Below are 24,537 nucleotides of genomic sequence, written 5' to 3'. Positions count from 1 at the left end.
AATGTAAAATCATCTTTTAATTTTCAAAAAAAAACCACCCGTAGGTGGTTCTTTAATTTAAAGCCTAATTCAAATTATTGAATCGCATAAACACTAATTTCTACACGACGGTTTTGTTCGCGACCAGCTGCAGTACTATTACTTGCAATTGGATTTGCTGAACCCATTCCTTTTACATTCACACGTGATGCAGAAACACCACGACTTTCAATATAGCTTGCAACTGCTTGTGCACGTGCTTGAGAAAGTGGAATATTGATTGAATCATTTCCAGTATTATCTGTATAACCAGTCACCAAAATACCACTCTTATTATCTTCAGCAAGTACTTGAGCAACTTTGTCTAAAGTTGAATAGAAGTTTGGCTTGATGTTTGACTTATTGGTATCAAAGGTAATATTACCTGGCATAATTAAGCCAACTGAACCATCTGGATTACGATTAACTTCAACGCCAGTACCAGCCATTTGTTGACGAAGTTTTTTCTCTTTATTATCTAAATAAAGACCTGCAGCACCACCAACGATAGCACCAATAGCCGCTGCGCGATTATTTTGACTTGACGTATTATTCGTTCCTTTCGAAACACCATAACCAGCAGCAGCACCAATTACGGCACCAAGTGCAGTTTTGTCATATTCAAAACCGCCAATGTTATTACCAGTGGTTTGGCAACCTGAAAGAATCATCGCCCCAGCTATTGCTGAAATTGCAAGTGCACGCATTGCATGCCTCCTTTTTGTGTTTTTGTCTGTAAAGTATGAACTATAATCGTGTACAGAACATAGACTTTTTGTAAAAAAGTCGTAATATTTTTATACTGTACAACACAATCTCTCCTTTATTTTCCATAGTTAACATATTTTTATTACTATAGATATCCATTAATTGCTTTTTAAAACAGCAAACAACATTTAAAATTAAATATTAAATTCAATGTATGAACAGGAAAAATATGGCAAATGTCTTACACAAACAGTCATTGTTAAAAAAAATTTCTACTGGATTTACGGTCGGCACAATTATAACGGGAAGTACTTTTATTCATGGTCCAGCTGTGGTTGCGCTCGGTTTAACCAAGCTTATTAAAAAATCTAAAAAAGTTGATGAAACTAATATTCAGATTACCAATAGCTGGTTAGGTGTTAATAACTGGCTGATAGATCATGTATTACCCAATACACAGTGGGATATTACGATCGATCCTAATTTGGACTTAAGCTTAACAGGTCGATATTTAATGACCTGTAATCACCAAAGTTGGGTAGATACAACGGTTAATCAATATTTTGGTTTAACGCGTATGCCGTTGACACGTTTTTTTACGAAATGGGAGCTAATCTTTATTCCATTCATTGGTCAAGCATTTAAAATTTTAGGTTTCCCGATGATGAAACGTCATAGTAAAACTCAAATTGCGAAAAATCCTGATTTAAAAATGCGTGACATGGATGAAGCCCGTAAAGCATGCGAACAATTACTCAGTCAACCTTTTACCTTGCTTAATTATTTGGAAGGAACCCGTTTTACTCAAGAAAAACATGCTCAACAAAAATCACCCTATCAAAATTTATTAAAACCCAAAGCTGGTGGTTTAGCACTTGCACTCAACATTTTAGGTGATCAAGTAGATGCCTTAGTCGATATGACAATTGTCTACCCTGACGGTGTTCCTGGTTATGGTGAATTTTGGTTAGGCGAAGTTCCTAGAATTGCCGTAAACTTACGTAAAATTGAAATTCCAGCATGGATTTTAAAAGGAGATTATGAAGATGATGCTGGTTTTAAAGAACGTTTTCAAATTTGGGTAGATGAACAATGGAAAGTTAAAGATCAACTCATCAGTGATATGAAACAAAAATTAAAGACCAGTATCAATTAATTAGAGTACAGCATGAGTACAAATAAGCCTCGCATCACCCCTACGTTCAATTTTGTTACAGAAGGCTCTTGGGGGTGGAAAATTGCATTAATTTATGATGTGTTCATGATATTTCTCATCATTATTAACTTATTTTGCTTAAGTTCAAATGCCATTTTAATGAGCGACTTTGCAACTTGGATCTTTGACCTATTTCGTATCTCTGACATTTTGTATTTCTATCGCGGGGAATTACATCCGTGGGTGGTCATTACCGAAAGTTGGTTTACCAGCTTATTGATTATCGAATTAATTATGCGCTGGATCATTGCAATTATTTTTAAGCAGCATCAACGTTGGTTCTTTTTTCCATTTGTACATTGGTATGAGGTCTTAGCCGTGATTCCTCAATTACGTTTTCTGCGTTTATTACGTGCTGGGGTTATCGCATACCAACTTCATGAACATGGTTATCAAATTTTCCCTAAAAGTTGGTATAAACAAGTTAACTTTTATTACAACCTCTTAATGGAGGAGCTATCTAGTCGTATTGTACTGACCGTCCTCTCTGGCATACGTACAGAACTTACGACCAGTACAACCCACAAACAACTGATTACCAATATTATTAATCAACATCGTCAGTTATTAGCATTGACTTTAACCGACATTTTACAAGAAACTTTAGGTCGAGAATTACAGCAACAGCGCAGAATGATTGCGCAAGATGTTGGTTTAATTGTCAACAAAGCGATTGAAGATACGCCTGAACTCACTCAACTATTACGTCTAATCCCGATTGTGGGTAGTCGTATTGAACAGCAAATTCAAAGTATTGGACAAAGATTAGGAGAAAATATCACCCAAGGATTACTACAGCCCTTTACAAATAATACGCAGCAAAATAATAAAAATTACCAATACATTTCAGATAAAATTAGTCAAATTCCAATTGAAAATAACCCACATCTTGAAGAACTGGTAGAATCTGTTGTATTCCAAAGTTTAGATGCGATACAACAGCAAGTGAAAATAAAACACTGGCAACAAATATTGGATGAAAGTAAAAATGAATCGAGACAAAACAAAGAGTGAACAAACGCAAAATTATTTAATCATGATGCTAGAGAATTAATTCAATTTGCTCTAGCATTTGCTCTTATTGACAACTCAACTTCGACATTAATCCAATTGTCAGAAGTCTAAAGGAATAATTATGGCTGATATCCGGATAAAGGGCAGAATGGTCAATGCTATTCGCATTAGCCTAGATACGAATGATCATAATGCAATCCGACAACAATTAGCCCCTTTGCTTGAAAAAACAGCACCACAGGGTACCTTAGCGGTCATTGAAAGTACTGTTGAGCAAGAACTCATAGCACTGATTCAATTATTAATTGATCTTGACTTACAACCAATGGCTGTCACGGAAGGTTTATTAGCAGATCAAGCGCGCGCTATTCAATTTCCTGTTATTCCACCAGAACGGAACCTTCAACAGATTAAAGCGAAAAAAGAACAGGTTGTTGAAATTAAAAATGAAGAAACAGTAAAATCTGATAACAACCCAATAGCAATAGCCACACCAAAACTATCTCATATCACCTCCTATCATGATGAAATTTTACGTACAGGTCAGTGTCTTGTACAAAATCAAGGTGATATTATTATAAATGCTGGTATTAACAGCGGTTCTGAAGTTATTGCTTCTGGAAACATACATATATATGGTAGTGTACGAGGAAGAGTTATTGCTGGTGTAGGTGGAAATACTTCTGCCAGAATATTTTGCCATTCACTCGAAGCTGAATTAGTATCCATTGCGGGGACGTATTGTGTTGCAGATGACATTCCACCAGAAGTCATAAAAAAGTCTGTACACATCTATCTCAATGATCATCAAGAGCTCATGTTCGATACTCTTCAATATTAATGTACAAATAAGCACCAACAACCCCTAATAATAAGGGGATTTCAACCATAACAGGAGTGGATTCGGTGGCGAAAATTGTTGTCGTAACATCAGGCAAAGGCGGCGTAGGTAAAACTACAACAAGTGCATCTTTTGCAACAGGTTTAGCCCAACGTGGTCACAAAACTGTTGTTATTGATTTTGACGTTGGGTTACGTAATTTAGACCTTATTATGGGCTGTGAGCGTAGAGTCGTCTATGACTTTGTCAATGTATTAAATAATGAAGCTAGATTACAACAAGCATTAATACGCGATAAAGATCTGGAAAACCTTTATATTTTACCTGCGTCACAAACACGTGATAAAGATGCGCTTACAGATGAAGGCGTTGCACGTGTTATGGATGAGCTTTCTCAGGAATTTGATTATATTATTTGTGACTCACCTGCAGGTATTGAACGTGGTGCGATCTTAGCCATGTATCATGCAGATGAAGCGATAATTGTTACAAACCCTGAAATTTCTTCTGTACGTGACTCAGATCGCATTATTGGAATGCTTGATAGTAAAACTAAAAAAGTAGAACAAAACGAAGGACGTATTCGTAAACATCTATGTATCACACGTTTTAACCCTGAACGTGCGGATAAACAAGAAATGTTAACCATTGATGATATTTCTAAAGATATTTTACGTATCCCAACCTTAGGCGTTATTCCTGAGTGCCAAAGTGTATTACAGGCATCTAACGAAGGTAAACCTGTCATTCTTTATAGTGATGCTGATGCAGGGCAAGCCTACGATGATCTCGTTGCACGTTTTCTTGGTGAAGACCGTGAATATCGCCATATTACGGCGAAACCCAAAGGTTGGTTAGCACGATTATTTGGAGCTTAAAATGGCAGGATTTTGGAGTAAACTTTTCAGTAGCGATGAGAAACCATCAAGCGCAAAAATGGCAAAAGACCGTTTAAAAGTGATTGTTGCATCAGAGCAAGGTCTAGGGCGTCGTTTAAGCCAAGACAAAATTGACCAAATGAAAAAAGAAATTATGCAAGTGGTTAACCGCTATGTACGTGGTGTGGATGAACAACATATACAAATGTCTGTTCGTTCAGAAGCAAATATTGAAATGCTTGAAATGAATATCAATTTACCTGAAGAGCGATAATTTGATTTTTGATTAGTCAAGTGCATTGAATCAAGGCAAAATATACGACAAATTTAAAGAAATATTATATTTCTTTAGTTCACAGATATTTTGCCTTTTTTAATTTTAAAAAATCTATTTGGGAGATTACGATGGCATTATCACAACCAGCAACGTTCAATGAAGAATGGTCAGATGAGCGTGTATTTGCCTATCTTAATCAACTTCCTCCTGAAGGCGTAAATGCAGATTTCCATGTACTTTATCATGCATATAAGCACATGCGCCCAACAGATTATGAGCGTTTATTGACACAATTCATTGCAGATCATCGTGACATAAATTCAGTCAATCCAGAAGGTCTAAAAATTCATGACGTGATTGCTCAATTTCCACGTCATGCTCAACCTTTTTTAGAAGTACTTGCTAAATTTTCCTAAAGCAACGTTAAAAAAAAGCCTGCTTATTGCAGGCTTTTTTATATTTAAATTAGAATAAAATTTCCATTAATAACGGATATGTCAAAATAAAGAAAATCGTCTGTAAACTAATGACTGCTGCCATTAATCGATCATCACCTTGATATACCTTGGTTAAAATATAAGATGCTGATGCAGTCGGCAATGCAAAATAGGTGATTAATACAGTCGTTTCAAACTGAGTTAATCCAAATAACAAACAAATCGCATAAGTGAATAATGGCATGAATAATAAACGTGCAAATACATTAATACTTAAACGCGTAATATCAGTTTTAATTTGATTGAACTGCAAGGCTGCCCCAACAGATAACAATCCTAAAGGTAAACTCATCGCAGCAAAAAGCTTTAATAAATTATCTAGACCTAAAAAAAGATTAATATTTAAAACATTAAATAACACACCAACAATGCAAGCTAAAATAAGTGGGTTTTTAATAATAGCAATGAAGGTTTTTCTTAAGGTCGCAATACTTACAGTAGAAAATGATAAAACTGAAATAATATTGACCAATGGAATTGCTACTGCAATCACCATTGAAAACATTTGCATACCTGGAGATCCAAATAGCATTGCAAGCAGTGAAAGACCAATATAGGTATTAAAACGAAGTTGGCTTTGAACATATACCCCAAATCGTTCAGTTGGGATATGATAAATTCTTTTTAAAATCCATAAAAATACAGCAACAACAAGAGTGACTACGATCAATACAGTTAAAAGGCTAGATACCGTCTCTAAATTTAATTCGACTTTAGAAATATTTAAAAATAAGAGTACAGGAAACAAAATATAATAGTTTAATTTTTCAGAATTCCCCCAAAAACCTTCACTTAAAAACTCAGTTCGTTTTAACGCAAATCCCACTACAATTAATGCAATAAGTGGGAATAAGGCCATTAAAATATCCATATCCTATCCATATCCTGTCTTTTGTAAAAAAGCCTGCAAGTGCAGGCTTTTTTCTTACACAATTGTACTAAACCAAAATTTCTCGTTTACCATTTGCGCCCATTGCACTCACAATACCACTTTCTTCCATTTGATCAATAATACGAGCAGCACGGTTATAGCCTAAACTGAACTTACGTTGAAGAGATGAAGTGGATGCTTTGCGAGTTTCCAAAACAAAAGCAACGCACTGATCATAAAGTGCATCTCGATCTGAAGCACCATCTCCATCTTCGAAACCACGTGAACTTGGTTCCTCATCATAGGGTGTTAAAATTTCATCAATATAATTTGGATCACCACGCTCACGCCAAGCATCACAAATACGATTTACTTCATCATCAGAAATAAATGCACCATGAACACGCTCAGGCTCAATTTTACCTGGCCCAAGAAACAACATATCCCCATGACCAAGTAAATCCTCAGCACCACCAGCATCTAAAATGGTACGTGAATCTAACTTACTGTTTACCCTTAAAGCTGCACGTGTGGGAATATTTGCCTTAATTAAACCTGTAACCACATCGACTGTAGGTCGCTGTGTTGCTAATAGTAAGTGAATACCTGCAGCACGTGATTTTTGTGCCAATCGGGTAATCATTTCTTCTGCTTTTTTGCCCACTTGCATAATCATATCTGCAAATTCGTCGGCAATAATGACAATAATCGGTAAAGGTTCTAAACGTGGCGCACGTTCTCTCATCACTGAATCACTTGGTTTCCACGTCGGATCAATAAGATCTTCACCATTTGCAATTGCTTCTTCAATTTTACGATTATAATCAGATAATTTACGAATTTTCATTAAAGACATCAATTTATAACGTCTTTCCATTTCATTCACACACCAGTTTAATGCGCTAACAGCATCTTTCATGTCTGTCACAACGGGCGTTAATAAGTGTGGAATATCATTATAATTCGCTAATTCTAATTGTTTAGGATCAATCATAATCAGACGCAGTTGTTCAGGCGTATATTTCAAAAGCATAGATAAAATCATTGCATTAACTGCAACAGATTTACCTGAACCAGTTGTTCCAGCCACTAACATATGTGGTGCTTTTGCCAAATCGGTTAATACTGGATTACCTGAAATATCTTTCCCCATTGCCATGGTAATCAGTGCATTTGGATCGCGATATGCTGGAGTATCTAACAATTCAATTAAACGAACCATTTCACGTGAACTATTTGGAACTTCAATGCCAATATATGGTTTTCCAGGAATCACCTCTACAACACGGACAGAAGCCATTGACATAGAACGTGCTAAATCACGTGAAATATTTGTTACCTTTGATGCTTTAACCCCAGGTGCTAAATCTAACTCAAAACGAGTCACTACCGGTCCTGGTTGAGCCTCAATTACCTTGGCTTTAACATTAAACTCTTGTAACTTAATTTCTAATAATTCCGATAATCGTGCTAACTGCTCAGCCGTAAAGTTTACTTTTTTATTCGGATCAACTTTATCTAAAATATCCAAACTTGGTAATGTCGGTAAATCTTTTCTTTTCTGCGCAACTTGCATTGCACGTGATAAAGGACGTCCATAAGTATCTGTTAATGGTGCATCTAAATCAAAAATTTCTGTTTCTGCTTCTTCACCCTCTATAACCCCCGTTGTTTCTTGCCATGCCTCTCTAAAAGCATCTTTGTCACGACTAATACGTGCTTTTTCATCTTCAGAAATATAAGTGCTATGAGATGAATGTAAATCAGTCTGAATCGTTGCCTTTACAAAGGGGGTTGATTGTGCATAACTTGAAAGCTGTTGTTCGGCAATTTTTGTATGTGAATGATCCTCAAGAAAATCATTTAATGACTCTATATCATCCATTTTATTTTCAGTCATATTGATTGCTGATTTTGCAGCAATTGCGGTAAGTGCATCAAGCTCATCAACTAAATGTGATTGAGTATGATGTTCAGCATCAAATGGACTATGTAGTTCTGCTGTCTTCTGCTTTGGAACAGCTGCTAATAACTCATCAAAAATTTCATCATCATGCCAATCTATATGAGTATCTGTTGAGCTTTCAGATATCTCCTTCACATTGTAATGAACCGTTGGGGATGTATCGATTGAATCTTGTGATGCCTTAAGTAACTCATGAATATCTTGATTATGCTGTTGTATAGAGTCTCCCCCGACAGCTCGCCAAACCTCACCAGTCGATACCACACGCTCAGCTTGTTCTTTTTCTAATTGATGTGCTTTTGCAATAGCTTGTTCTAACTCTAAATCATCTTCTGCATCATGTTTTACTTGAGCTTCTTGTGCAACCATATCATCAAATAAACGATGAGCTGCCGCATCAATCGTTACCTGACTTACTTCTTGTAATGTACTACTACTCTCTTCAACTGGAACATTTTCAACAGATTGAATAGGTGCTGCTGCAACTACTGTGGTATGAACAGTTGTTTTAGGTAACTCATATGCTTGATCAGGTTTAGGCACATCACGATAGAATAAATCTTGTAGATACGCAGGCGTTGCTTTCAAGGTAGCCCAGGTTTTATTCCATTTTATTCCAAATGCTAAGGTAAGCAATAAGAGCCAAAATAAAATGAGAAAAACACTTGCCCCATAAATCGTTAATACTTGACTCAAACTTTGACCAAGTTCATAACCTATAATACCGCCTGACGCATTATCTAATGCATCAGTCGGAACTTGCCAAAAAAAATAAAGTAAACTGGATGTCGCTAAAACAATAAAAAATTGTGCTGCATAGCGAAATGGACGGTTTAAAAAACTATGAGGCCACCATAATTGGATTGCTTCAACAAATAAATAAATAGGTATGAGTAAACTTGCCCATCCTAGAAAGCCAAATAATAAGTCTGCGGTCCAAGCCCCAACAACTCCACTTGCATTTGATACAGTTTGTGTATCGCTCGATATATGCATCCATCCAGGATCGAATGGTGTATATGTAACGGTTGCAAGAAAGAGGTAAATCCCAAACGAGACTAAAAATATTGTCACTAATAAGCGCTGTACATATGTACTTGACACCGCAGTCATATACTGTCCTGTAACCATTTATTCATCATATTTTTTTGCAAGGTCTAAACAATGCATATTTACAATATCTGCTATTATGCACGCGTTCACAAGAAAATGATGCAATATTCTTTAGCGATGTTGTTAACTTATTCTATATAGCTCAAATCGATTTAGATGATCAATAATATCGACTTTAATCTCGAAGCATAGTGATACACTTTCACGTATAATTTAATTAATTTTTAAATAAAAAGGATTATGCAGATGAGCGTTCGTCACTCACGTCTAATTATTTTAGGTTCTGGCCCTGCAGGTTATAGTGCAGCAGTGTATGCGGCTCGTGCCAATCTAAAACCAACACTCATCGCAGGTTTACAACTTGGCGGTCAACTTACAACGACTACTGAAGTTGATAACTGGCCTGGTGATCCTGAAGGTTTAACTGGTCCTGCACTGATGGAACGTATGCAGGCTCATGCAGAACGTTTTGGTACAGAGATTGTGTATGACCACATTAATGAAGTAGATTTAAGTGTTCGTCCATTTATCCTTAAGGGTGATATGGAAGAATTTAGCTGTGACGCCTTAATCATTGCAACAGGTGCAACCGCCCAATATTTAGGTCTAGAATCTGAAGAAAAATTCATGGGTCAAGGGGTTAGTGCTTGCGCAACATGTGATGGTTTCTTCTATAAAAATCAAAAAGTAATGGTCGTTGGTGGTGGTAATACTGCTGTAGAAGAAGCATTATATCTTTCTAATATTGCATCACATGTTACTTTAGTTCATCGTCGCGATTCGTTACGTTCTGAGAAAATTTTACAAGATCATCTCTTTGAAAAAGAAAAAGAAGGTAAAATTAGTATTCTTTGGAATCATCAGGTTGATGAAGTACTCGGTGACAATACAGGTGTAACTGCCGTACGCTTAAAATCAACGACTGATGACTCTACACAAGATATTGATGTTCAAGGTTTGTTTGTTGCAATTGGTCATAAACCCAACACCAGCATGTTTGACAGTCAATTAAACTTACGTGATGGCTATATTCAAATACACAGTGGTACTGCAGGTAATGCAACAGCTACATCAATTCCTGGTGTATTTGCCGCTGGTGATGTTGCTGATAGCGTATATCGCCAAGCAATCACTTCAGCGGGTTCAGGCTGTATGGCTGCGTTAGATGCAGAAAAATATTTAGATAATTTAGCGAAGTAAATTGCTAAACAATCAATCAAAACATCTCGATAAAACCACCTCAATTGGTGGTTTTATTTTTTGTATAAATCATTTATAAATATAACATACTCTAAACAATGATTAATCAATACAGATACTAGAAAAATCATGTGTTTAGAATATTAATTTATGATTCAAAAATTATAAAAACCCTATCACCATATAAGATTAAAACAATGTAAAGGATAAATTAATGACAACAAATTGGACAAATGGGTATCAAACAGAAGTGAATTATACCTACGGTTATTACAGAGAATTAAGCCCAAATTACCAAAAATTTTGTTTATTATTAAATGGTATTGATACACCGACAGAAAGCAATCAACATACACATTGTGAATTAGGATTTGGCCAAGGTCTAAGTTTAAATATTCATGCAACGAATCATTTAGGTCAATTTTTTGGAACAGATTTCAACCCTGCACATGCCGCGCACGCCAACATGCTGGCGGAGCATGCCAAAATTTCTCAACGTTTTTATGATCACAGCTTTGAAGAACTACTTGCAGAAGATCTTCCACTTTTTGATAGCATCAGCCTACATGGAATTTGGAGTTGGATCAGCTACGAAAACCAACTGATTATTCTAAAATTTATTCGAAAATTTTTAAAACCAAACGGAATCGTTTATATCAGTTATAACTGTATTACTGGTTGGGCAGCGAATATTCCTATTCGAGAGCTATTTTATAGTCATTTTAAATTTAATAGCACAAGTACCAACCCACATCAAAAAGTCAAAGAAGCGCTCGATTTTAGTGAGCAACTGCTGCAACATAGTCCAGCATTCGCAACCAATAATCCAAACGCGATTTATAAACTACAAGATTTAAAGAAAAATAATCCGAATTATTTAATACATGAATATTTAAACCAAGATTGGCAATGTTTTTCTTTTCAACAGATTGTTCGATTATTCGAAGATGTTAAACTCAGCTTTGCTGGATCGATTGATTTAAACACACATCTTGATAAAATTAATCTTAGCGATGAACATCAGCAATTTTTAAATACGATTGAACATCCAGTTTTTAAAGAACAATGCCGTGATTATTTTAATAATACTCAATTCCGTCGTGACTTATTCATTCGCGGGAAAGTTAGCCTAACCCTCTTACAAATTCAAGAACGTTTACGTAAAATTAAATTTGTCTTACTCATTTCTCCAGATCAACAACCTAAAACTATTCAAGGTCGTTTAGGTGAGTTTGATTTATTACAGGATATTTATCACCCATTAGGTGCGTGCTTTAAAGATAATGAATATCGACCACTTTCTTTAGAGGAGCTTGAAGCTCAACTCCCACAACTCAGTTATTCCCATTTATTAAATGCATTAATCATTGGGGTACATTTAGGGTATGTACACCCTTGTATGAATCATCCAACTAATGAAATTATTTCAAAATCACAGGCTTTAAATCATTTCATTCTTCAACAAGCCAGCTTCCATAATAATTATCAAATCTTATCTAACCCATATTCTGGCATTGGTATTTTTACAGATAATATTACACAGCTTTTTTATAGAGCTTACTTTATTCATCAACTGACTACGGTAAAAGATATTGCTCAATTTACACAAGATATATTAACCAACCTAAATTGGTATCTCCTCGATTCTTCAGGAGAATCGATTAAAGATCCAAATGAAAGCTTAAAAGTACTTAAAAATAAAGCTCAGCATTTTATTGATGGTGACAAAGTCAAAATTGCTCAACAATTACGATTATTTGAGTAAAATTTAACTTTCCGAGAATCTTTAGTTAATATGGATTGAACGATTATCTGAAATAAAGTTAAGTCCTATGTTTGCACCATCACAATATATTTTCCCAAACCCTAATGAGGCAGATCCAGACGGTGAAGGATTTATTTGTATTGGTGCAGACCTTGCCCCATCGACCTTATTTGAAGCTTACACTCATGGGCTTTTCCCTTGGTTTTCAGAAAGAGATCCGATTTGCTGGTGGTCGCCTGAACCTCGTTGTATTATTCAGCCAGAGAATTATAAACCCAGTAAATCGCTTCTAAGGAATATGAAAAAATATAATTATAAAATCACCATTAATCAAGCATTTGAAACCGTTATCCGTTCTTGCTCACTACCACGTCGTTATGCAGATGAAACATGGATCAGTGAAGATATTATTCAAGCTTACTGTCAAATGTTTGATGCAGGTTATGGCTATAGCATAGAGGTTTGGGATGAAACCAATCTGATCGGTGGTCTATATGGAATCACTATTGGTCAAGGTTGTTTTGGTGAATCTATGTTCAGTACACAAACAGATGTATCAAAAATGGCTTTTTATACACTGATGCTGATTGGAAAACAACATCGTTTACCATGGATTGATTGCCAACTTGTCAATGATCACTTACTTAGCTTAGGTGCGAGTACAATTTCTCGCCAATCCTATCTAAATTCGTTACAAAATGTTTTAAAAGCGCCATCTATTGATTGGAAAAAGTATCAAGAAGGTGTATTTTCAAGTAAAGAAATTGCTAAAAATAATTCTTTATTAATAGAATGAAAATACATGTAAAGGGAGCTTAATATGAATTCTTATGAGCCAAAATCTTTACTCAATGAATTACAGTACTATATCACTCCGCCCCATGCTTGTAGTTATATAGAAAATAAATCTTCACGTATGGTCTTTTTAGATCCATCACATAAGATTGATGTTTTGGTGCTTTCAGAATTATCACGTGTAGGTTTTCGAAGAAGTGGAGATTTTACCTATCGACCAGAATGTCACCTCTGTCGTCAATGTATTTCATCACGTATTCCAATACATGACTTTCAATTAAATAGCCGTCAAAAAAAAGTATGGAAAAAAAACCTAGATTTACGTTATACCATTACCGCGACAACTTACGCCACAGATTTACATTATCAACTCTATGAACAATATATCTGTGCTCGCCATGCAGATGGAGATATGTATCCTCCTAGTCGTGAACAATTTGATAAATTTTTAATTCAAAGTTGTACCAACAGTTTTTTTATTGAGTTTTGGCTTGGTGATAAACTGATTGCTGTTTCAACGTGCGATCAATTAGATGATGGGCTTTCTGCTGTTTACACATTCTTCGACCCAAATGAAAGTCATCGCTCCTTAGGAGTATTTGCTATCTTGCAGCAAATTGAATATGCGAAACAAGCCAATTTACAATATGTTTATTTAGGCTACTGGGTACCGCATTCCAAAAAAATGAATTATAAATCGGAATATATTCCACTTGAGTTGCTTTTAGATGGTCAATGGAGAAGACTTAATCGAATACTTACACCAGAAGAAATAGATCAACTTGGCCATTCACTCATGACCACACTTCCAACAGGATGGAATAATCCAATTATTAAATAACCTATAAAATCATTGATTATTTAAAAAGACGAGTAAAGTCATCACTACATGATTTCACCATAATAATGGCATGCTCACGCGTCCCATCCACATTTGGATAGTAATTTTTTCTTAAATCAATTTGGTGAAATCCGGATTTTTCATATAAGCCTATCGCCGCTAAGTTATTTTCGCGTACTTCAAGAAAAATTTGAATTGGATCATTTTTCAATAAATTTATAGAGTCATCAAGCAATTTAAAACCATATCCATTGCCATGAAATTTTGGATCAATCGCCATTAAAAGTAAATTAGCTTCATCAAGCACAGGTTGTAAAATACAAAATCCTATCATCTTACCCTGAATTTCAATGACTGTACTTTGATAACTTTCTACTGCTTCTGAAAACTGATGCTTTGTCCATGGATGACTTTGTACCATTGCTTCAATTTCTACAACTTCATTAATATCCGTTTTATTCATTAAACGAATCATATTGGTTAAACTTTCATTTATTGAGATAACCGACATTATAGAGCTTTATTTTAAAAAATCGAGATAAGTCATTTCACTATGAATTAGAATTATAGAAAATAAAAAAGCACCCTTTCGGATGCTTTTTTACACATTTAGTGATTATGCAATTACTTTAGCAACTACACCAGCACCAACTGTACGACCACCTTCACGGATCGCAAAACGTAGACCTGGGTCCATTGCGATTGGGTGAATAAGCTCTACTGACATTTCTACGTTGTCACCCGGCATAACCATTTCTACGCCATCTTTAAGTGAGATCGCGCCAGTTACGTCAGTTGTACGGAAGTAGAACTGTGGACGGTAACCATTAAGGAATGGAGTATGACGACCACCTTCTTCTTTAGAAAGTACGTATACTTCAGCGTCAAATTTAGTATGCGGTTTGATTGCACCTGGCTTAGCAAGTACTTGTCCACGTTGAACGTCTTCACGCTTAGTACCACGTAGAAGAACACCACAGTTCTCGCCCGCACGACCTTCGTCAAGAAGTTTACGGAACATTTCTACACCAGTAACTGTCGTTACTTGTGTATCACGAATACCAACGATTTCAACAGACTCGCCCACTTTAACGATACCAGTTTCTACACGGCCAGTTACTACTGTACCACGACCAGAAATAGAGAATACGTCTTCAATTGGCATTAAGAATGGAAGATCGATAGCACGCTCTGGCTCTGGAATATAAGTATCAAGCGCTTCAACAAGTGCAACAACTGCATCTTCACCATACTGACCAGCTTCACCATTAAGTGCAGCAAGTGCAGAACCACGGATAACTGGAGTGTCATCACCTGGGAAGTCATAAGTAGAAAGAAGTTCACGAACTTCCATTTCTACTAATTCAAGTAATTCTTCGTCATCTACAAGGTCGCATTTGTTTAAGAATACAACGATGTAAGGAACACCTACTTGGCGAGAAAGAAGGATGTGTTCACGAGTTTGTGGCATTGGACCATCAGTCGCTGCACATACAAGAATCGCACCATCCATTTGAGCAGCACCAGTGATCATGTTTTTAACATAATCGGCGTGACCTGGGCAGTCTACGTGAGCGTAGTGACGAATTGGAGAATCGTATTCTACGTGTGAAGTATTAATTGTAATACCACGTGCTTTTTCTTCTGGTGCAGAGTCAATTGCAGCGTAGTCTTTTGCTTCGCCACCGAATTTCTTCGCACAAACAGTTGCAATTGCAGCTGTTAAAGTTGTTTTACCATGGTCAACGTGACCAATTGTGCCCACGTTAACGTGTGGCTTATTACGTTCAAACTTAGCCTTAGCCATGAGATCTTCCTTTGTAAACTACTCATGAAGGATCACTTCATGAGCACTTGGTTTTAACTATATGTTAGTGGGGATTATAGTAATCGAAAGATTACTCGTCGTCACCTTTTTTACCACCAGCTTGGAATTTAGCAATAATGCCTTCAGCCACGTTACGTGGAGTCTCAGCGTATTTAGCAAATTCCATAGAATATGTTGCACGACCTTGAGACATAGAACGCATATGAGTTGCGTAACCGAACATCTCAGCAAGTGGAACTTCAGCACGAATTGCCTTAGTACCACCAGGTAAATCATCCATACCTTGAACCATACCACGACGACGGTTTAAGTCACCCATGATATCGCCCATGTAATCTTCTGGAGTTTCTACTTCAACTTTCATGATCGGTTCAAGCAAGATAGGATCTGCTTTCATGAAACCATCACGGAAAGCATAAGAGCCTGCCATTTTGAACGATAATTCGTCAGAGTCGACATCATGGTAAGAACCATCGAACAATGTCGCTTTGATGCCTACAACTGGATAGCCAGCAAGTACACCATTCTTCATACGTTCTTGAATACCTTTGTCAACAGCGCCAAAGAATTCTTTAGGTACTACACCACCAACTACTTCTTCAACGAATTCATAGTCTTTACCAGCGTCAGCATCAAGTGGTTCTAAACGTACATATACGTGACCAAATTTACCTTTACCACCAGTTTGGCGAACAAATTTACCTTCTTGTTCAACTGATTTCTTAATCGTTTCACGATAAGAAACCATTGGTTTACCAATGTTCGCTTCAACGTTAAATTCACGCTTCATACGGTCAACAATGATGTCAAGGTGAAGCTCACCCATACCCGCAATAATCGTTTGACCAGACTCTTCATCTGTACGAACACGGAACGATGGATCTTCTTTTGCCAAACGACCTAAAGCAACAGACATTTTTTCTTGGTCTGCTTTAGTTTTAGGTTCAACTGCAAGTGCAATTACTGGCTCAGGGAATTCCATACGTTCAAGAGTGATTACATTGTTTTCATCACAAAGTGTATCACCAGTCGTTGTATCTTTAAGACCTACACACGCTGCAATATCACCAGCACGAATTTCTTCGATATCATGACGATCATTTGCGTGCATCTGTACGATACGACCAACACGTTCACGCTTCATTTTAACTGGGTTATAACACGGACTACCCGCTTTAAGAACACCAGAATAAACACGTACGAACGTTAAGTTACCTACGAACTTATCGTTCATAATTTTGAATGCTAAAGCAGAGAATGGTGCTTCGTCAGATGCTTCACGAGTACCTTCACTTTCAGCTTTGTCATCAAGAATACCCTTGATTGCCTCAACGTCAGTTGGTGCTGGTAAGAATTCAATAACTGCATCCAACATACGTTGAACACCTTTGTTTTTGAATGCAGAACCACAAAGCATTGGCTGAATTTCGTTCGCAAGGGTACGTTTACGTAAACCTGCAACAATTTCTTCTTTAGTAAGTTCACCGTCTTCTAGGTATTTATCCATGAATTCTTCTGTTGCTTCAGCAGCAGCTTCAACCATGTTAGTACGCCATTCTTGCGCTAATTCTACTAATTCAGCAGGAATTTCACCATATTCGAACTTCATACCTTGAGATTCTTCATCCCAGATAATCGCTTTCATTTCGATAAGGTCAACAACACCTTGGAAGTTTTCTTCTGCACCAATTGGAACAACGATTGGCACTGGGTTCGCACCAAGACGCGTTTTCATTTGTTCAACTGCACGGAAGAAATTTGCACCTGTACGGTCCATTTTATTCACGAACGCAATACGTGGAACTTTATATTTATTCGCTTGACGCCATACTGTTTCAGACTGAGGCTGAACACCACCTACCGCACAGTAAACCATGCATGCACCGTCAAGAACACGCATAGAACGCTCAACTTCGATTGTGAAGTCAACGTGTCCCGGTGTGTCAATTACGTTAATACGGTGTTGTTCGAACTGGTTACCCATTCCTTTCCAGAAGCATGTTACTGCTGCTGAAGTAATAGTAATACCACGCTCTTGCTCTTGTTCCATCCAGTCTGTCGTTGCAGAACCTTCGTGAGTTTCACCAAGCTTATGGCTCTCACCTGTATAGAACAAAATACGTTCAGAAGTCGTAGTTTTACCTGCATCGATGTGTGCAGAGATACCAATGTTACGATAACGAGAAATTGGGGTTTGACGAGCCATGATTTCTAGCATTCCTAAATTTTATTTATTTAAAACAGGACGCATCAATGGAATATTGATGCGTACGGATACTCAGCGCAATTGTGGGCAACTTAAATACCCGCAAATCCCCCGCTTGGGTAAAATGCGATATTAAATCTTGCTGCAGTACGCATGAGTATTCTCCTGATGAGGGACTGTTTTATCCGCTTAGAAACGGTAGTGAGAGAAGGCTTTGTTGGCTTCAGCCATACGATGCACATCTTCACGTTTTTTGATCGCTGCGCCTTTACCTTCAGATGCATCAAGCAACTCACCAGCAAGACGTAAAGCCATAGTTTTTTCAGAACGCTTAGCAGCAGCATCTACTAACCAACGCATCGCTAAAGCAGTACGACGGGATGGGCGTACTTCCATAGGAACTTGATAAGTAGCACCACCAACACGGCGTGCTTTTACTTCGACCATCGGACGAACTTTTTCAAGAGTAGTCTCGAAAAATTCAACTGGGTCTACCTTAGATTTTTCTTGAACGCGGTCTAAAGCACCGTAAACGATACTTTCAGCAATAGATTTTTTACCATCTTGCATTACGTGGTTCATGAATTTAGCGATTGTTTGGCTGCTGAATTTCGGATCCGGAAGGATTTCACGAGCAGCGACTACGCGACGTCTTGGCATTTTAATACTACCTAATAAATATGACACTTCAGGTTAATCCAGCCGTAGCACAAAGTGTCATGTGCTTTTCGCTGGCCTTACTATACGTCGCTTGAATTTATACAAAAAAAATGCAGAAATCAGACAAGCGAGACGATAAAGGATTGCAGTTCTAACGTTAAGAAATATTCTTAATTAAGATTATTTCTTAGGACGTTTAGTACCGTATTTAGAACGTGACTGGTTACGATCTTTAACACCAGCACAGTCTAAAGAACCACGAACGGTATGGTAACGCACACCTGGTAAATCTTTAACACGACCACCACGAATAAGAACAACACTGTGCTCTTGTAGGTTATGGCCTTCACCACCGATGTAGCTTGAAACTTCAAAACCTGAAGTTAAACGAACACGGCAAACTTTACGCATTGCTGAGTTAGGTTTTTTAGGTGTAGTTGTGTAAACACGTGTACAAACACCACGACGCTGTGGACAAGCCTTCAACGCAGGAACTTTAGATTTTTCAACTAAAGTTGTACGACCCTTACGGATCAACTGATTTGTTGTTGCCATGTGGCAATTCTCCCGTTAATAAAAAGCCCCAAAAACTACTACTTTTTGAGGGCATGCAATTGTATTCCAAGATATGAAAATGGTCAATATTCGACATTTAAAAAGAATATCAACCATATATTCACTTAGCACATGAATTTATTAGCTTTTTCATTTTATTCATTAGCATTATCAACTTCAGTTTTTTTTGTTACTCTTTTTACTGGCTTTTTACGAACTTGCTGAACTTTCTCAGCAGTTTGCACACTTTCTTGACCCAAAGCTGTTTTCACTCGTCTTGATGTTTTCGATACAGAACGAGGTTCTTTTTTGGGCATTGCTGTTAAGTGTTCGTGTTGATCACTTTCAAGCGTTTGACCTGCAGTAACTTGTTGCTGTGTTTTCTGTTCTACTTTTTTGGGCGTTACAGCAATAAAATCTGTTACTAAAGTATCTTCTTTTATCGAAGTTTCACTTAAATATGATGGAATTGCTTGGGCAAACTGGTGTAATGATTTTTCATAAGCTGATAAAACAGATAAAGAAACATCTTTATGTTGAATAAGGTATTGACGAGCATTTGAAAAAACTTCTTGTGCTTTTTCATTCACATCTTCAATCAAAGTCCAACTGTAAGATGCACTAATTGTTGCACCGACAATTGGCGTTAATTTACGAAGAGCTGAAAATTTTAGTGCTGTATTTAACCAATCCCACTTCACCTCACCCTGTTCATTTTCAAACCATTTTTTAAATATTTCAATGTCATTACTGGAGCCCAGAAGTTGTTGTAATTGGTACACATCGTGTGTTTCCAACATCCTAGAAATTGCTCTTAAACCTACTAATAGTGTGTGCTTTTCTGCCAGAATACCTAAGTTTACTTGTTTAAAAATATATTGAATTATATCTTGTTCATCTTTTTCATTTAGTTCAAACCCATAAGATCGACCGACTTGATAAATTGTTTTTAATGCTAAAACAATAGAAACTGGAATATCTATAGATGAGCCAATGACTCCTGTTGCACCAGTGAGCGCCCCTTGTATAGACGCAATCCATTTATTTTGTTCAACCAAGGCTTGGCTAAGTCGTTTAGATCGATCTCTATCTTGTGTTAATTCCTCTAGATCACTAATTCCAGCTTGATCCAATACGGAATCAACCGAACTGATTTGATTGGTAAAATTATTTAAGCGATCAAAAAAATAATCAGAAACTTTATCGGATAACTGTGGTGAAATTACATTCGTCACTTTATTGATTGTTGAATAATGGCGTCCTAATACTTGCTGAGTTACAAGTGGGACATAGTTCCGTAATATTTGCTGAGGTGCTTCATTTTGAGTTACATCAAAGATATTTTTTGGATGTGCAATCCCTTCTATGTTTTTTGTAGCATCGGTTAATCCACTTTCTTTTTGAACTTGATTAACATGAGACTGATTGATCAACTCTAAGCCAACATTGCTCAGTTTTTTCGCTACTCCCAATGCATTTGAGAGGAATCCTCTATTAGGATTTTTATTCGATTTTCCCATGCTCCCCCAACCTTTAAAATTAAACCGATTATGTTAAATACTAGGTACAGTCAAGACTTATCTCAAGCTAATTGTGTCCATCTAAGAAAAATAGGTCAAGCGATAATTTAGTAACTTTAGTGATGTATCTCTATGTCATAATTTTTTATAGCTATTATTGACCGAGCTAAATCTTGTACCACAAATCCAATATAATCTGGATTATTTTAATGTGTAAAACGATCTGTTTTAAAAATACATCTACAGCATAATATGAGTTAAATTTTAATTTATAAAGAGTTACGCTTGAAGTTCTTATCATTTAACGTGTAATGAAGTTCTCCTAATTTTGTTAGCAACGCTATCTATATCACCGATTTAAAATTACTAATACAGATCATGAATTTAATCCAGTTTGGCAAAAAAAACACCTCGATAAAATTATTATTTATTCTCAAAATAACCCATTTAAATTTTCAAAATGGATTATTTTGCAACTATCTTGCTTCCTTTCTAAAAATAAAATGAATTAAAAAACAAACTTATCAGCACAATTGACTAAAAAATGATGTTCTAATTTGAATATCATCATTCTTTTCATAATCTATACCTTTCGCCATTGCGACATAAAACTAAAAACGCTTAAATGAGCTCATTGTATCGCTTATTTAAAAATAAAGGACTTTGTATGAATCGTCGTGTTGTAATCACGGGTATGGGCATCAACTCATGCATTGGTAATACTTTAGAAGATGTTAATCACGCATTACAAAACGGCATTTCTGGGATACGTACGAACCCAACTTATGCTGAATTAAATTTTAAAAGCCATGTAAGTGCTGCTGCTGAACAAGATTTTGACGGGATCGATCGTCGTCTTAAACGCTTTATGGGCGTTTGTGCCATGTATGCTTATAATTCTGCTGTTGCAGCAGTAGAACATGCAGGTCTTACTGCTGAACAGTTAAGTGGCAATCCACGTTATGGTATTGCTGGTGGTTCAGGTGGGAACTCTACGGCTTCTGTTGCTGAAATGATCAAATTGCTTGAAGAAAAAGGTGCTCGTAAAGTTGGACCATTCTTTGTTCCACGCAATATGTCAAATACTATTACAGCAAACCTTGGCGTAGCATTTAAACTTCAAGGTGTTGCGCACTCAATTACCAGCGCTTGTGCAACTTCTGCAGATGCAATTGGTTATGCTTATAATTTGATTCAACTTGGCAAACAAGATTTAATGCTTGCAGGCGGTGGTGAAGAAGATCATTGGTCACAAAGTTTATTATTTGATGCAATGGGTGCACTTTGTTCAAAATATAATGATGCCCCTGAAACGGCTTCCCGCCCATACTCTGCAGACCGTGATGGTTTTGTCATTGCAGGTGGTGGTGGTTTTGTTGTTTTAGAATCACTAGAACATGCTCAAGCACGTGGTGCTCATATTTTAGCCGAAGTTGTCGCTTATGCTGCCAACTCTGATGGCGCTGACATGGTTGCTCCATCTGGTGAAGGTGCGACACGTTGTGTCCTGTTAGCATTAGATGAAGCTAAACAACATGGCGTAGAAAAAATTGACTATGTTAATACACATGGTACATCTACACCGGCAGGCGACATTACCGAACTTCTTGCAATGGAGCGTGCATTTGGTGAGGGACAAGTTCCTCCACTCAGCTCAACAAAATCTATGACTGGTCATAGCTTAGGTGCTGCTGGCGTTCAAGAAGCAATTTATTCTATTTTAATGATGCAAAATGACTTTATTGCACCGAATATTAATGTGACAGAATTAGATGAAAGTGCAAAACCTTTTGATATCGTACTTGAAAAACGCGATACAAAACTGAATACTGTCATGAGTAACAGTTTCGGTTTTGGTGGTGTTAATGCTTGCCTTATTTTCAAAAAGTGGGAAGACTAATCCACCCAATATAGGGTGATTGAATGGATATACCATCGAATGCTTTCCTGTGGATGAAAGCATTTCATATTATTGCCGTGGTTTGTTGGTTTGCTGCACTATTCTACTTACCACGCTTATATGTTTACCATGCCATGAGCGATGATGAGATTAGTCATCAACGTTTTGAAATCATGGAACGAAAGTTATATCGTGGCATTATGTGGCCCTCTATGATTATTACATTAATCACGGCACATTTTTTGGTAGATTGGGGCGATGCAATCTATCATTATCACGATGCAATTTGGTTTTATTTAAAGGTTGCTCTTGTTGGTTTATTAATTATCTATCATTTCTTTTGTGGTTATTACCGTAAAAAATTGATCGGTAATGCGCATTATAAATCGCACAAATTTTGGCGATACTTCAATGAAATGCCTACGTTAATTTTAGTTGCTGTCGTCATTTTAGTCGTGGTTAAACCGATATTCTAAAGTTCAATATATTCAAATTAAAGCCTTGATGAGTTCGAGGCTTTTTTATATCTGGGCAACCGCCTTACTGACCTTAAATGATGACGATTTTTTAATTAATGGTAGATGGTGTATTCCATTTATTTTGAGTTTTGTTTTGGTGATTATTGGGTGATGGGTTCGTAAAAGCCTTTCGAAAACACCAGACGATAAAAAAGCACATATTGAAAAATCAACTGTCAAAAATTCGTTCAAAGCGATGTTAAAAATCCATATGAAAGGTTTAATGATTGTCTTTATTATTGCTATTGAATATAACGCATTGAATTTTATTTTTAAGATATTCTCCTTAGCATATCTCACTCAATCTAAGAGTATAAACTGCTCGCATCACTATCTGTCGCCATTGCAAGTTTAGTTGCAATTGGAGCAGGTATTTTGATATCAATGATATTTGCGCTACAAGAATCTTTTTTAAGTTGACAATTTACTGTAAAAAATCGCTCAACAAGAGTAATTTCTGGTCGTGATCGGTACCTTTAGGTGCTTTGTCATTAGTTGCAACAGCATCAAAAAATCAAATAGCAATAAAATGAGTTTGACATTTCATACAAGAATTTAAATACAAAATCATTGCATTCAACGATCTAACTCATTTGCTTTTCACTCCAATCTATTAATATTTCTTTAAAAACATTTGAGTAGATCAGAGAATTTTTGAATTTTTACCTGTGCATTCGCGCGCTCAAGCTCTTCTAAAGTCCCATATCCATATTCAACGGCAATGGCTTCTAATCCATTTTTTCTTGCCCCTAAAATATCATATTCACGATCACCCACCATGATTGATTCATCAGGATTTAAATTCTCTTTTTCTAAAATATATGCAATTAACTCAGCTTTACTGGTTCGTTCACCTGAGAGTTCACTACCATAAACTTCTGTAAAATAAGGCATTAATTGAAAATGTTCTAAGATTTTTCTGGCATAAATTGTAGGTTTTGCTGTCGCAAGAAAAATCCGATAATTCTTCTCTTTTAGTGTCGCCAATGTTTCTATCACGCTAGGATAGACCTTATTTTCGTATAAACCCGTGACTGAAAACCGTTCCCGATACCCTAATAATGCCTGTTCTGCCAATTCATCATGAATATCAATATTTAATATTTTGGCCAAAGAAGCCTTAAGTGGAGGACCAATAATCCAATCTATATTGAGATCATCTGCAATAGGATAACCAATTTTATTTAAACCATAACGTGCAGAGGTTGTTATCCCTACTTTAGGGTCTGTTAAGGTACCATCTAAATCCAAAAGTATATTTTTAATCACAAAACCACTCTTTTAAATAAATCAATAAGAAAAGACTATCGAGACTTCAGCAATTTTTTCCTATACTAACCTAATTTTTAA

The 24,537-nt window shown here is 36.6% G+C and carries 21 protein-coding genes and 2 pseudogenes; 12 read left to right on the top strand and 11 right to left on the bottom strand.

Annotated features, from left to right (window positions below):
• Positions 1-74: 74 nt before the first annotated feature.
• Positions 75-725, bottom strand: coding sequence for an OmpA family protein (locus B9T31_RS04865; RefSeq protein WP_086180840.1), 651 nt, complete (start codon positions 723-725; stop codon positions 75-77).
• Positions 726-955: 230 nt separating this feature from the next.
• Between B9T31_RS04865 and B9T31_RS04860 the strand changes: the two genes are divergently transcribed.
• The 6 genes from B9T31_RS04860 to B9T31_RS04835 all read left to right on the top strand — a co-directional run bounded on the left by B9T31_RS04860 (position 956) and on the right by B9T31_RS04835 (position 5,368).
• Positions 956-1,882, top strand: a complete 927-nt coding sequence (locus tag B9T31_RS04860; protein ID WP_086180839.1) for an acyltransferase — start codon at positions 956-958, stop codon at positions 1,880-1,882.
• 12 nt (positions 1,883-1,894) lie between these two features.
• Positions 1,895-2,956 (top strand): hypothetical protein, encoded by a 1,062-nt coding sequence (locus B9T31_RS04855; RefSeq protein WP_086180838.1) that lies wholly within the window; start codon positions 1,895-1,897, stop codon positions 2,954-2,956.
• A 121-nt stretch (positions 2,957-3,077) separates the two neighbouring features.
• Positions 3,078-3,797 (top strand): septum site-determining protein MinC, encoded by a 720-nt coding sequence (gene minC / locus B9T31_RS04850; protein WP_086180837.1) that lies wholly within the window; start codon positions 3,078-3,080, stop codon positions 3,795-3,797.
• Between the two features lie 65 nt (positions 3,798-3,862).
• On the top strand, positions 3,863-4,675 hold the full coding sequence (minD, locus tag B9T31_RS04845; RefSeq protein ID WP_086180836.1) for a septum site-determining protein MinD: 813 nt from the start codon (positions 3,863-3,865) through the stop codon (positions 4,673-4,675).
• A 1-nt stretch (position 4,676) separates the two neighbouring features.
• A complete protein-coding gene (minE, locus tag B9T31_RS04840) occupies positions 4,677-4,949 on the top strand; it encodes a cell division topological specificity factor MinE (RefSeq protein ID WP_086180835.1) in 273 nt (90 codons plus the stop codon).
• Positions 4,950-5,080: 131 nt separating this feature from the next.
• Positions 5,081-5,368 carry a PA4642 family protein gene (locus tag B9T31_RS04835; RefSeq protein WP_086180834.1) on the top strand — a complete coding sequence of 96 codons (288 nt, stop codon included), beginning with the start codon at positions 5,081-5,083 and terminating at the stop codon, positions 5,366-5,368.
• 49 nt (positions 5,369-5,417) lie between these two features.
• Here the strand turns inward: B9T31_RS04835 and B9T31_RS04830 are convergent, their stop codons facing one another.
• The 3 genes and pseudogenes from B9T31_RS04830 to B9T31_RS18210 form a co-directional block, all read right to left on the bottom strand.
• Complete coding sequence (locus B9T31_RS04830; protein ID WP_086180833.1) at positions 5,418-6,320, bottom strand: AEC family transporter; 903 nt, start codon at positions 6,318-6,320, stop codon at positions 5,418-5,420.
• A gap of 67 nt (positions 6,321-6,387) precedes the next feature.
• A pseudogene (locus B9T31_RS04825) lies at positions 6,388-8,382 on the bottom strand (DNA translocase FtsK); the annotation flags it as partial.
• A 440-nt stretch (positions 8,383-8,822) separates the two neighbouring features.
• A pseudogene (locus B9T31_RS18210) lies at positions 8,823-9,399 on the bottom strand (DNA translocase FtsK 4TM domain-containing protein); the annotation flags it as partial.
• A 246-nt stretch (positions 9,400-9,645) separates the two neighbouring features.
• Here B9T31_RS18210 and trxB point away from each other — a divergent pair.
• From trxB to B9T31_RS04805, 4 genes are all read left to right on the top strand, one after another.
• Positions 9,646-10,599, top strand: a complete 954-nt coding sequence (trxB, locus tag B9T31_RS04820) for a thioredoxin-disulfide reductase (protein ID WP_086180832.1) — start codon at positions 9,646-9,648, stop codon at positions 10,597-10,599.
• A 214-nt stretch (positions 10,600-10,813) separates the two neighbouring features.
• Positions 10,814-12,364, top strand: coding sequence for a class I SAM-dependent methyltransferase (locus B9T31_RS04815; RefSeq protein ID WP_086180831.1), 1,551 nt, complete (start codon positions 10,814-10,816; stop codon positions 12,362-12,364).
• Positions 12,365-12,431: 67 nt separating this feature from the next.
• Positions 12,432-13,160 carry a leucyl/phenylalanyl-tRNA--protein transferase gene (gene aat, locus B9T31_RS04810; protein WP_086180830.1) on the top strand — a complete coding sequence of 243 codons (729 nt, stop codon included), beginning with the start codon at positions 12,432-12,434 and terminating at the stop codon, positions 13,158-13,160.
• A gap of 24 nt (positions 13,161-13,184) precedes the next feature.
• Entirely contained in the window at positions 13,185-14,000 is an 816-nt protein-coding gene (locus tag B9T31_RS04805) for an arginyltransferase (RefSeq protein ID WP_086180829.1), read from the top strand.
• Between the two features lie 16 nt (positions 14,001-14,016).
• On the opposite strand, the gene rimI is transcribed toward B9T31_RS04805, so the two are convergent.
• The 6 genes from rimI to B9T31_RS04775 all read right to left on the bottom strand — a co-directional run bounded on the left by rimI (position 14,017) and on the right by B9T31_RS04775 (position 20,769).
• On the bottom strand, positions 14,017-14,475 hold the full coding sequence (gene rimI, locus B9T31_RS04800) for a ribosomal protein S18-alanine N-acetyltransferase (protein ID WP_086180828.1): 459 nt from the start codon (positions 14,473-14,475) through the stop codon (positions 14,017-14,019).
• A 141-nt stretch (positions 14,476-14,616) separates the two neighbouring features.
• On the bottom strand, positions 14,617-15,807 hold the full coding sequence (tuf, locus tag B9T31_RS04795; RefSeq protein WP_086180827.1) for an elongation factor Tu: 1,191 nt from the start codon (positions 15,805-15,807) through the stop codon (positions 14,617-14,619).
• A 91-nt stretch (positions 15,808-15,898) separates the two neighbouring features.
• Positions 15,899-18,034: an elongation factor G gene (gene fusA, locus B9T31_RS04790; protein WP_086180826.1), complete on the bottom strand. Its 2,136-nt coding sequence runs from the start codon at positions 18,032-18,034 to the stop codon at positions 15,899-15,901.
• A 189-nt stretch (positions 18,035-18,223) separates the two neighbouring features.
• Positions 18,224-18,694: a 30S ribosomal protein S7 gene (rpsG, locus tag B9T31_RS04785; protein WP_054581181.1), complete on the bottom strand. Its 471-nt coding sequence runs from the start codon at positions 18,692-18,694 to the stop codon at positions 18,224-18,226.
• 180 nt (positions 18,695-18,874) lie between these two features.
• Positions 18,875-19,249: a 30S ribosomal protein S12 gene (rpsL, locus tag B9T31_RS04780; RefSeq protein ID WP_002050319.1), complete on the bottom strand. Its 375-nt coding sequence runs from the start codon at positions 19,247-19,249 to the stop codon at positions 18,875-18,877.
• A gap of 155 nt (positions 19,250-19,404) precedes the next feature.
• A complete protein-coding gene (locus tag B9T31_RS04775; protein ID WP_086180825.1) occupies positions 19,405-20,769 on the bottom strand; it encodes an EcsC family protein in 1,365 nt (454 codons plus the stop codon).
• 667 nt (positions 20,770-21,436) lie between these two features.
• Here B9T31_RS04775 and B9T31_RS04770 point away from each other — a divergent pair.
• Together B9T31_RS04770 and hemJ are read left to right on the top strand one after the other, a co-directional pair.
• On the top strand, positions 21,437-22,669 hold the full coding sequence (locus B9T31_RS04770) for a beta-ketoacyl synthase N-terminal-like domain-containing protein (protein ID WP_086180824.1): 1,233 nt from the start codon (positions 21,437-21,439) through the stop codon (positions 22,667-22,669).
• A 23-nt stretch (positions 22,670-22,692) separates the two neighbouring features.
• The gene (gene hemJ / locus B9T31_RS04765; RefSeq protein ID WP_086180823.1) at positions 22,693-23,145 is read left to right on the top strand and encodes a protoporphyrinogen oxidase HemJ; all 453 of its coding nucleotides are present in this window, start codon (positions 22,693-22,695) and stop codon (positions 23,143-23,145) included.
• 666 nt (positions 23,146-23,811) lie between these two features.
• Here hemJ and B9T31_RS04760 read toward each other — a convergent pair.
• Complete coding sequence (locus tag B9T31_RS04760; protein ID WP_086180822.1) at positions 23,812-24,456, bottom strand: HAD-IA family hydrolase; 645 nt, start codon at positions 24,454-24,456, stop codon at positions 23,812-23,814.
• Positions 24,457-24,537: the final 81 nt, after the last annotated feature.

Origin of the sequence: Acinetobacter sp. ANC 4558, assembly GCF_002135375.1 — a bacterium.
Classification (GTDB): domain Bacteria; phylum Pseudomonadota; class Gammaproteobacteria; order Pseudomonadales; family Moraxellaceae; genus Acinetobacter.
The sequence above is the reverse complement of the archived record's forward strand: the minus strand, read 5'-3'. Positions and strand labels throughout refer to the sequence as shown.

Excerpts from the sequence above, each read along its gene's own strand:
- tuf (WP_086180827.1), bottom strand. The coding sequence starts at position 15,807 with ATGGCTAAGGCTAAGTTTGAACGTAATAAGCCACACGTTAACGTGGGC.
- B9T31_RS04805 (WP_086180829.1), top strand. The coding sequence starts at position 13,185 with ATGAATTCTTATGAGCCAAAATCTTTACTCAATGAATTACAGTACTAT.
- minE (WP_086180835.1), top strand. The coding sequence starts at position 4,677 with ATGGCAGGATTTTGGAGTAAACTTTTCAGTAGCGATGAGAAACCATCA.
- minC (WP_086180837.1), top strand. The coding sequence starts at position 3,078 with ATGGCTGATATCCGGATAAAGGGCAGAATGGTCAATGCTATTCGCATT.
- trxB (WP_086180832.1), top strand. The coding sequence starts at position 9,646 with ATGAGCGTTCGTCACTCACGTCTAATTATTTTAGGTTCTGGCCCTGCA.
- rimI (WP_086180828.1), bottom strand. The coding sequence starts at position 14,475 with ATGATTCGTTTAATGAATAAAACGGATATTAATGAAGTTGTAGAAATT.
- rpsL (WP_002050319.1), bottom strand. The coding sequence starts at position 19,249 with ATGGCAACAACAAATCAGTTGATCCGTAAGGGTCGTACAACTTTAGTT.
- B9T31_RS04835 (WP_086180834.1), top strand. The coding sequence starts at position 5,081 with ATGGCATTATCACAACCAGCAACGTTCAATGAAGAATGGTCAGATGAG.
- B9T31_RS04855 (WP_086180838.1), top strand. The coding sequence starts at position 1,895 with ATGAGTACAAATAAGCCTCGCATCACCCCTACGTTCAATTTTGTTACA.
- aat (WP_086180830.1), top strand. The coding sequence starts at position 12,432 with ATGTTTGCACCATCACAATATATTTTCCCAAACCCTAATGAGGCAGAT.
- B9T31_RS04775 (WP_086180825.1), bottom strand. The coding sequence starts at position 20,769 with ATGGGAAAATCGAATAAAAATCCTAATAGAGGATTCCTCTCAAATGCA.
- fusA (WP_086180826.1), bottom strand. The coding sequence starts at position 18,034 with ATGGCTCGTCAAACCCCAATTTCTCGTTATCGTAACATTGGTATCTCT.
- B9T31_RS04830 (WP_086180833.1), bottom strand. The coding sequence starts at position 6,320 with ATGGATATTTTAATGGCCTTATTCCCACTTATTGCATTAATTGTAGTG.
- B9T31_RS04865 (WP_086180840.1), bottom strand. The coding sequence starts at position 725 with ATGCGTGCACTTGCAATTTCAGCAATAGCTGGGGCGATGATTCTTTCA.
- B9T31_RS04860 (WP_086180839.1), top strand. The coding sequence starts at position 956 with ATGGCAAATGTCTTACACAAACAGTCATTGTTAAAAAAAATTTCTACT.
- B9T31_RS04815 (WP_086180831.1), top strand. The coding sequence starts at position 10,814 with ATGACAACAAATTGGACAAATGGGTATCAAACAGAAGTGAATTATACC.
- rpsG (WP_054581181.1), bottom strand. The coding sequence starts at position 18,694 with ATGCCAAGACGTCGCGTAGTCGCTGCTCGTGAAATCCTTCCGGATCCG.
- B9T31_RS04770 (WP_086180824.1), top strand. The coding sequence starts at position 21,437 with ATGAATCGTCGTGTTGTAATCACGGGTATGGGCATCAACTCATGCATT.
- hemJ (WP_086180823.1), top strand. The coding sequence starts at position 22,693 with ATGGATATACCATCGAATGCTTTCCTGTGGATGAAAGCATTTCATATT.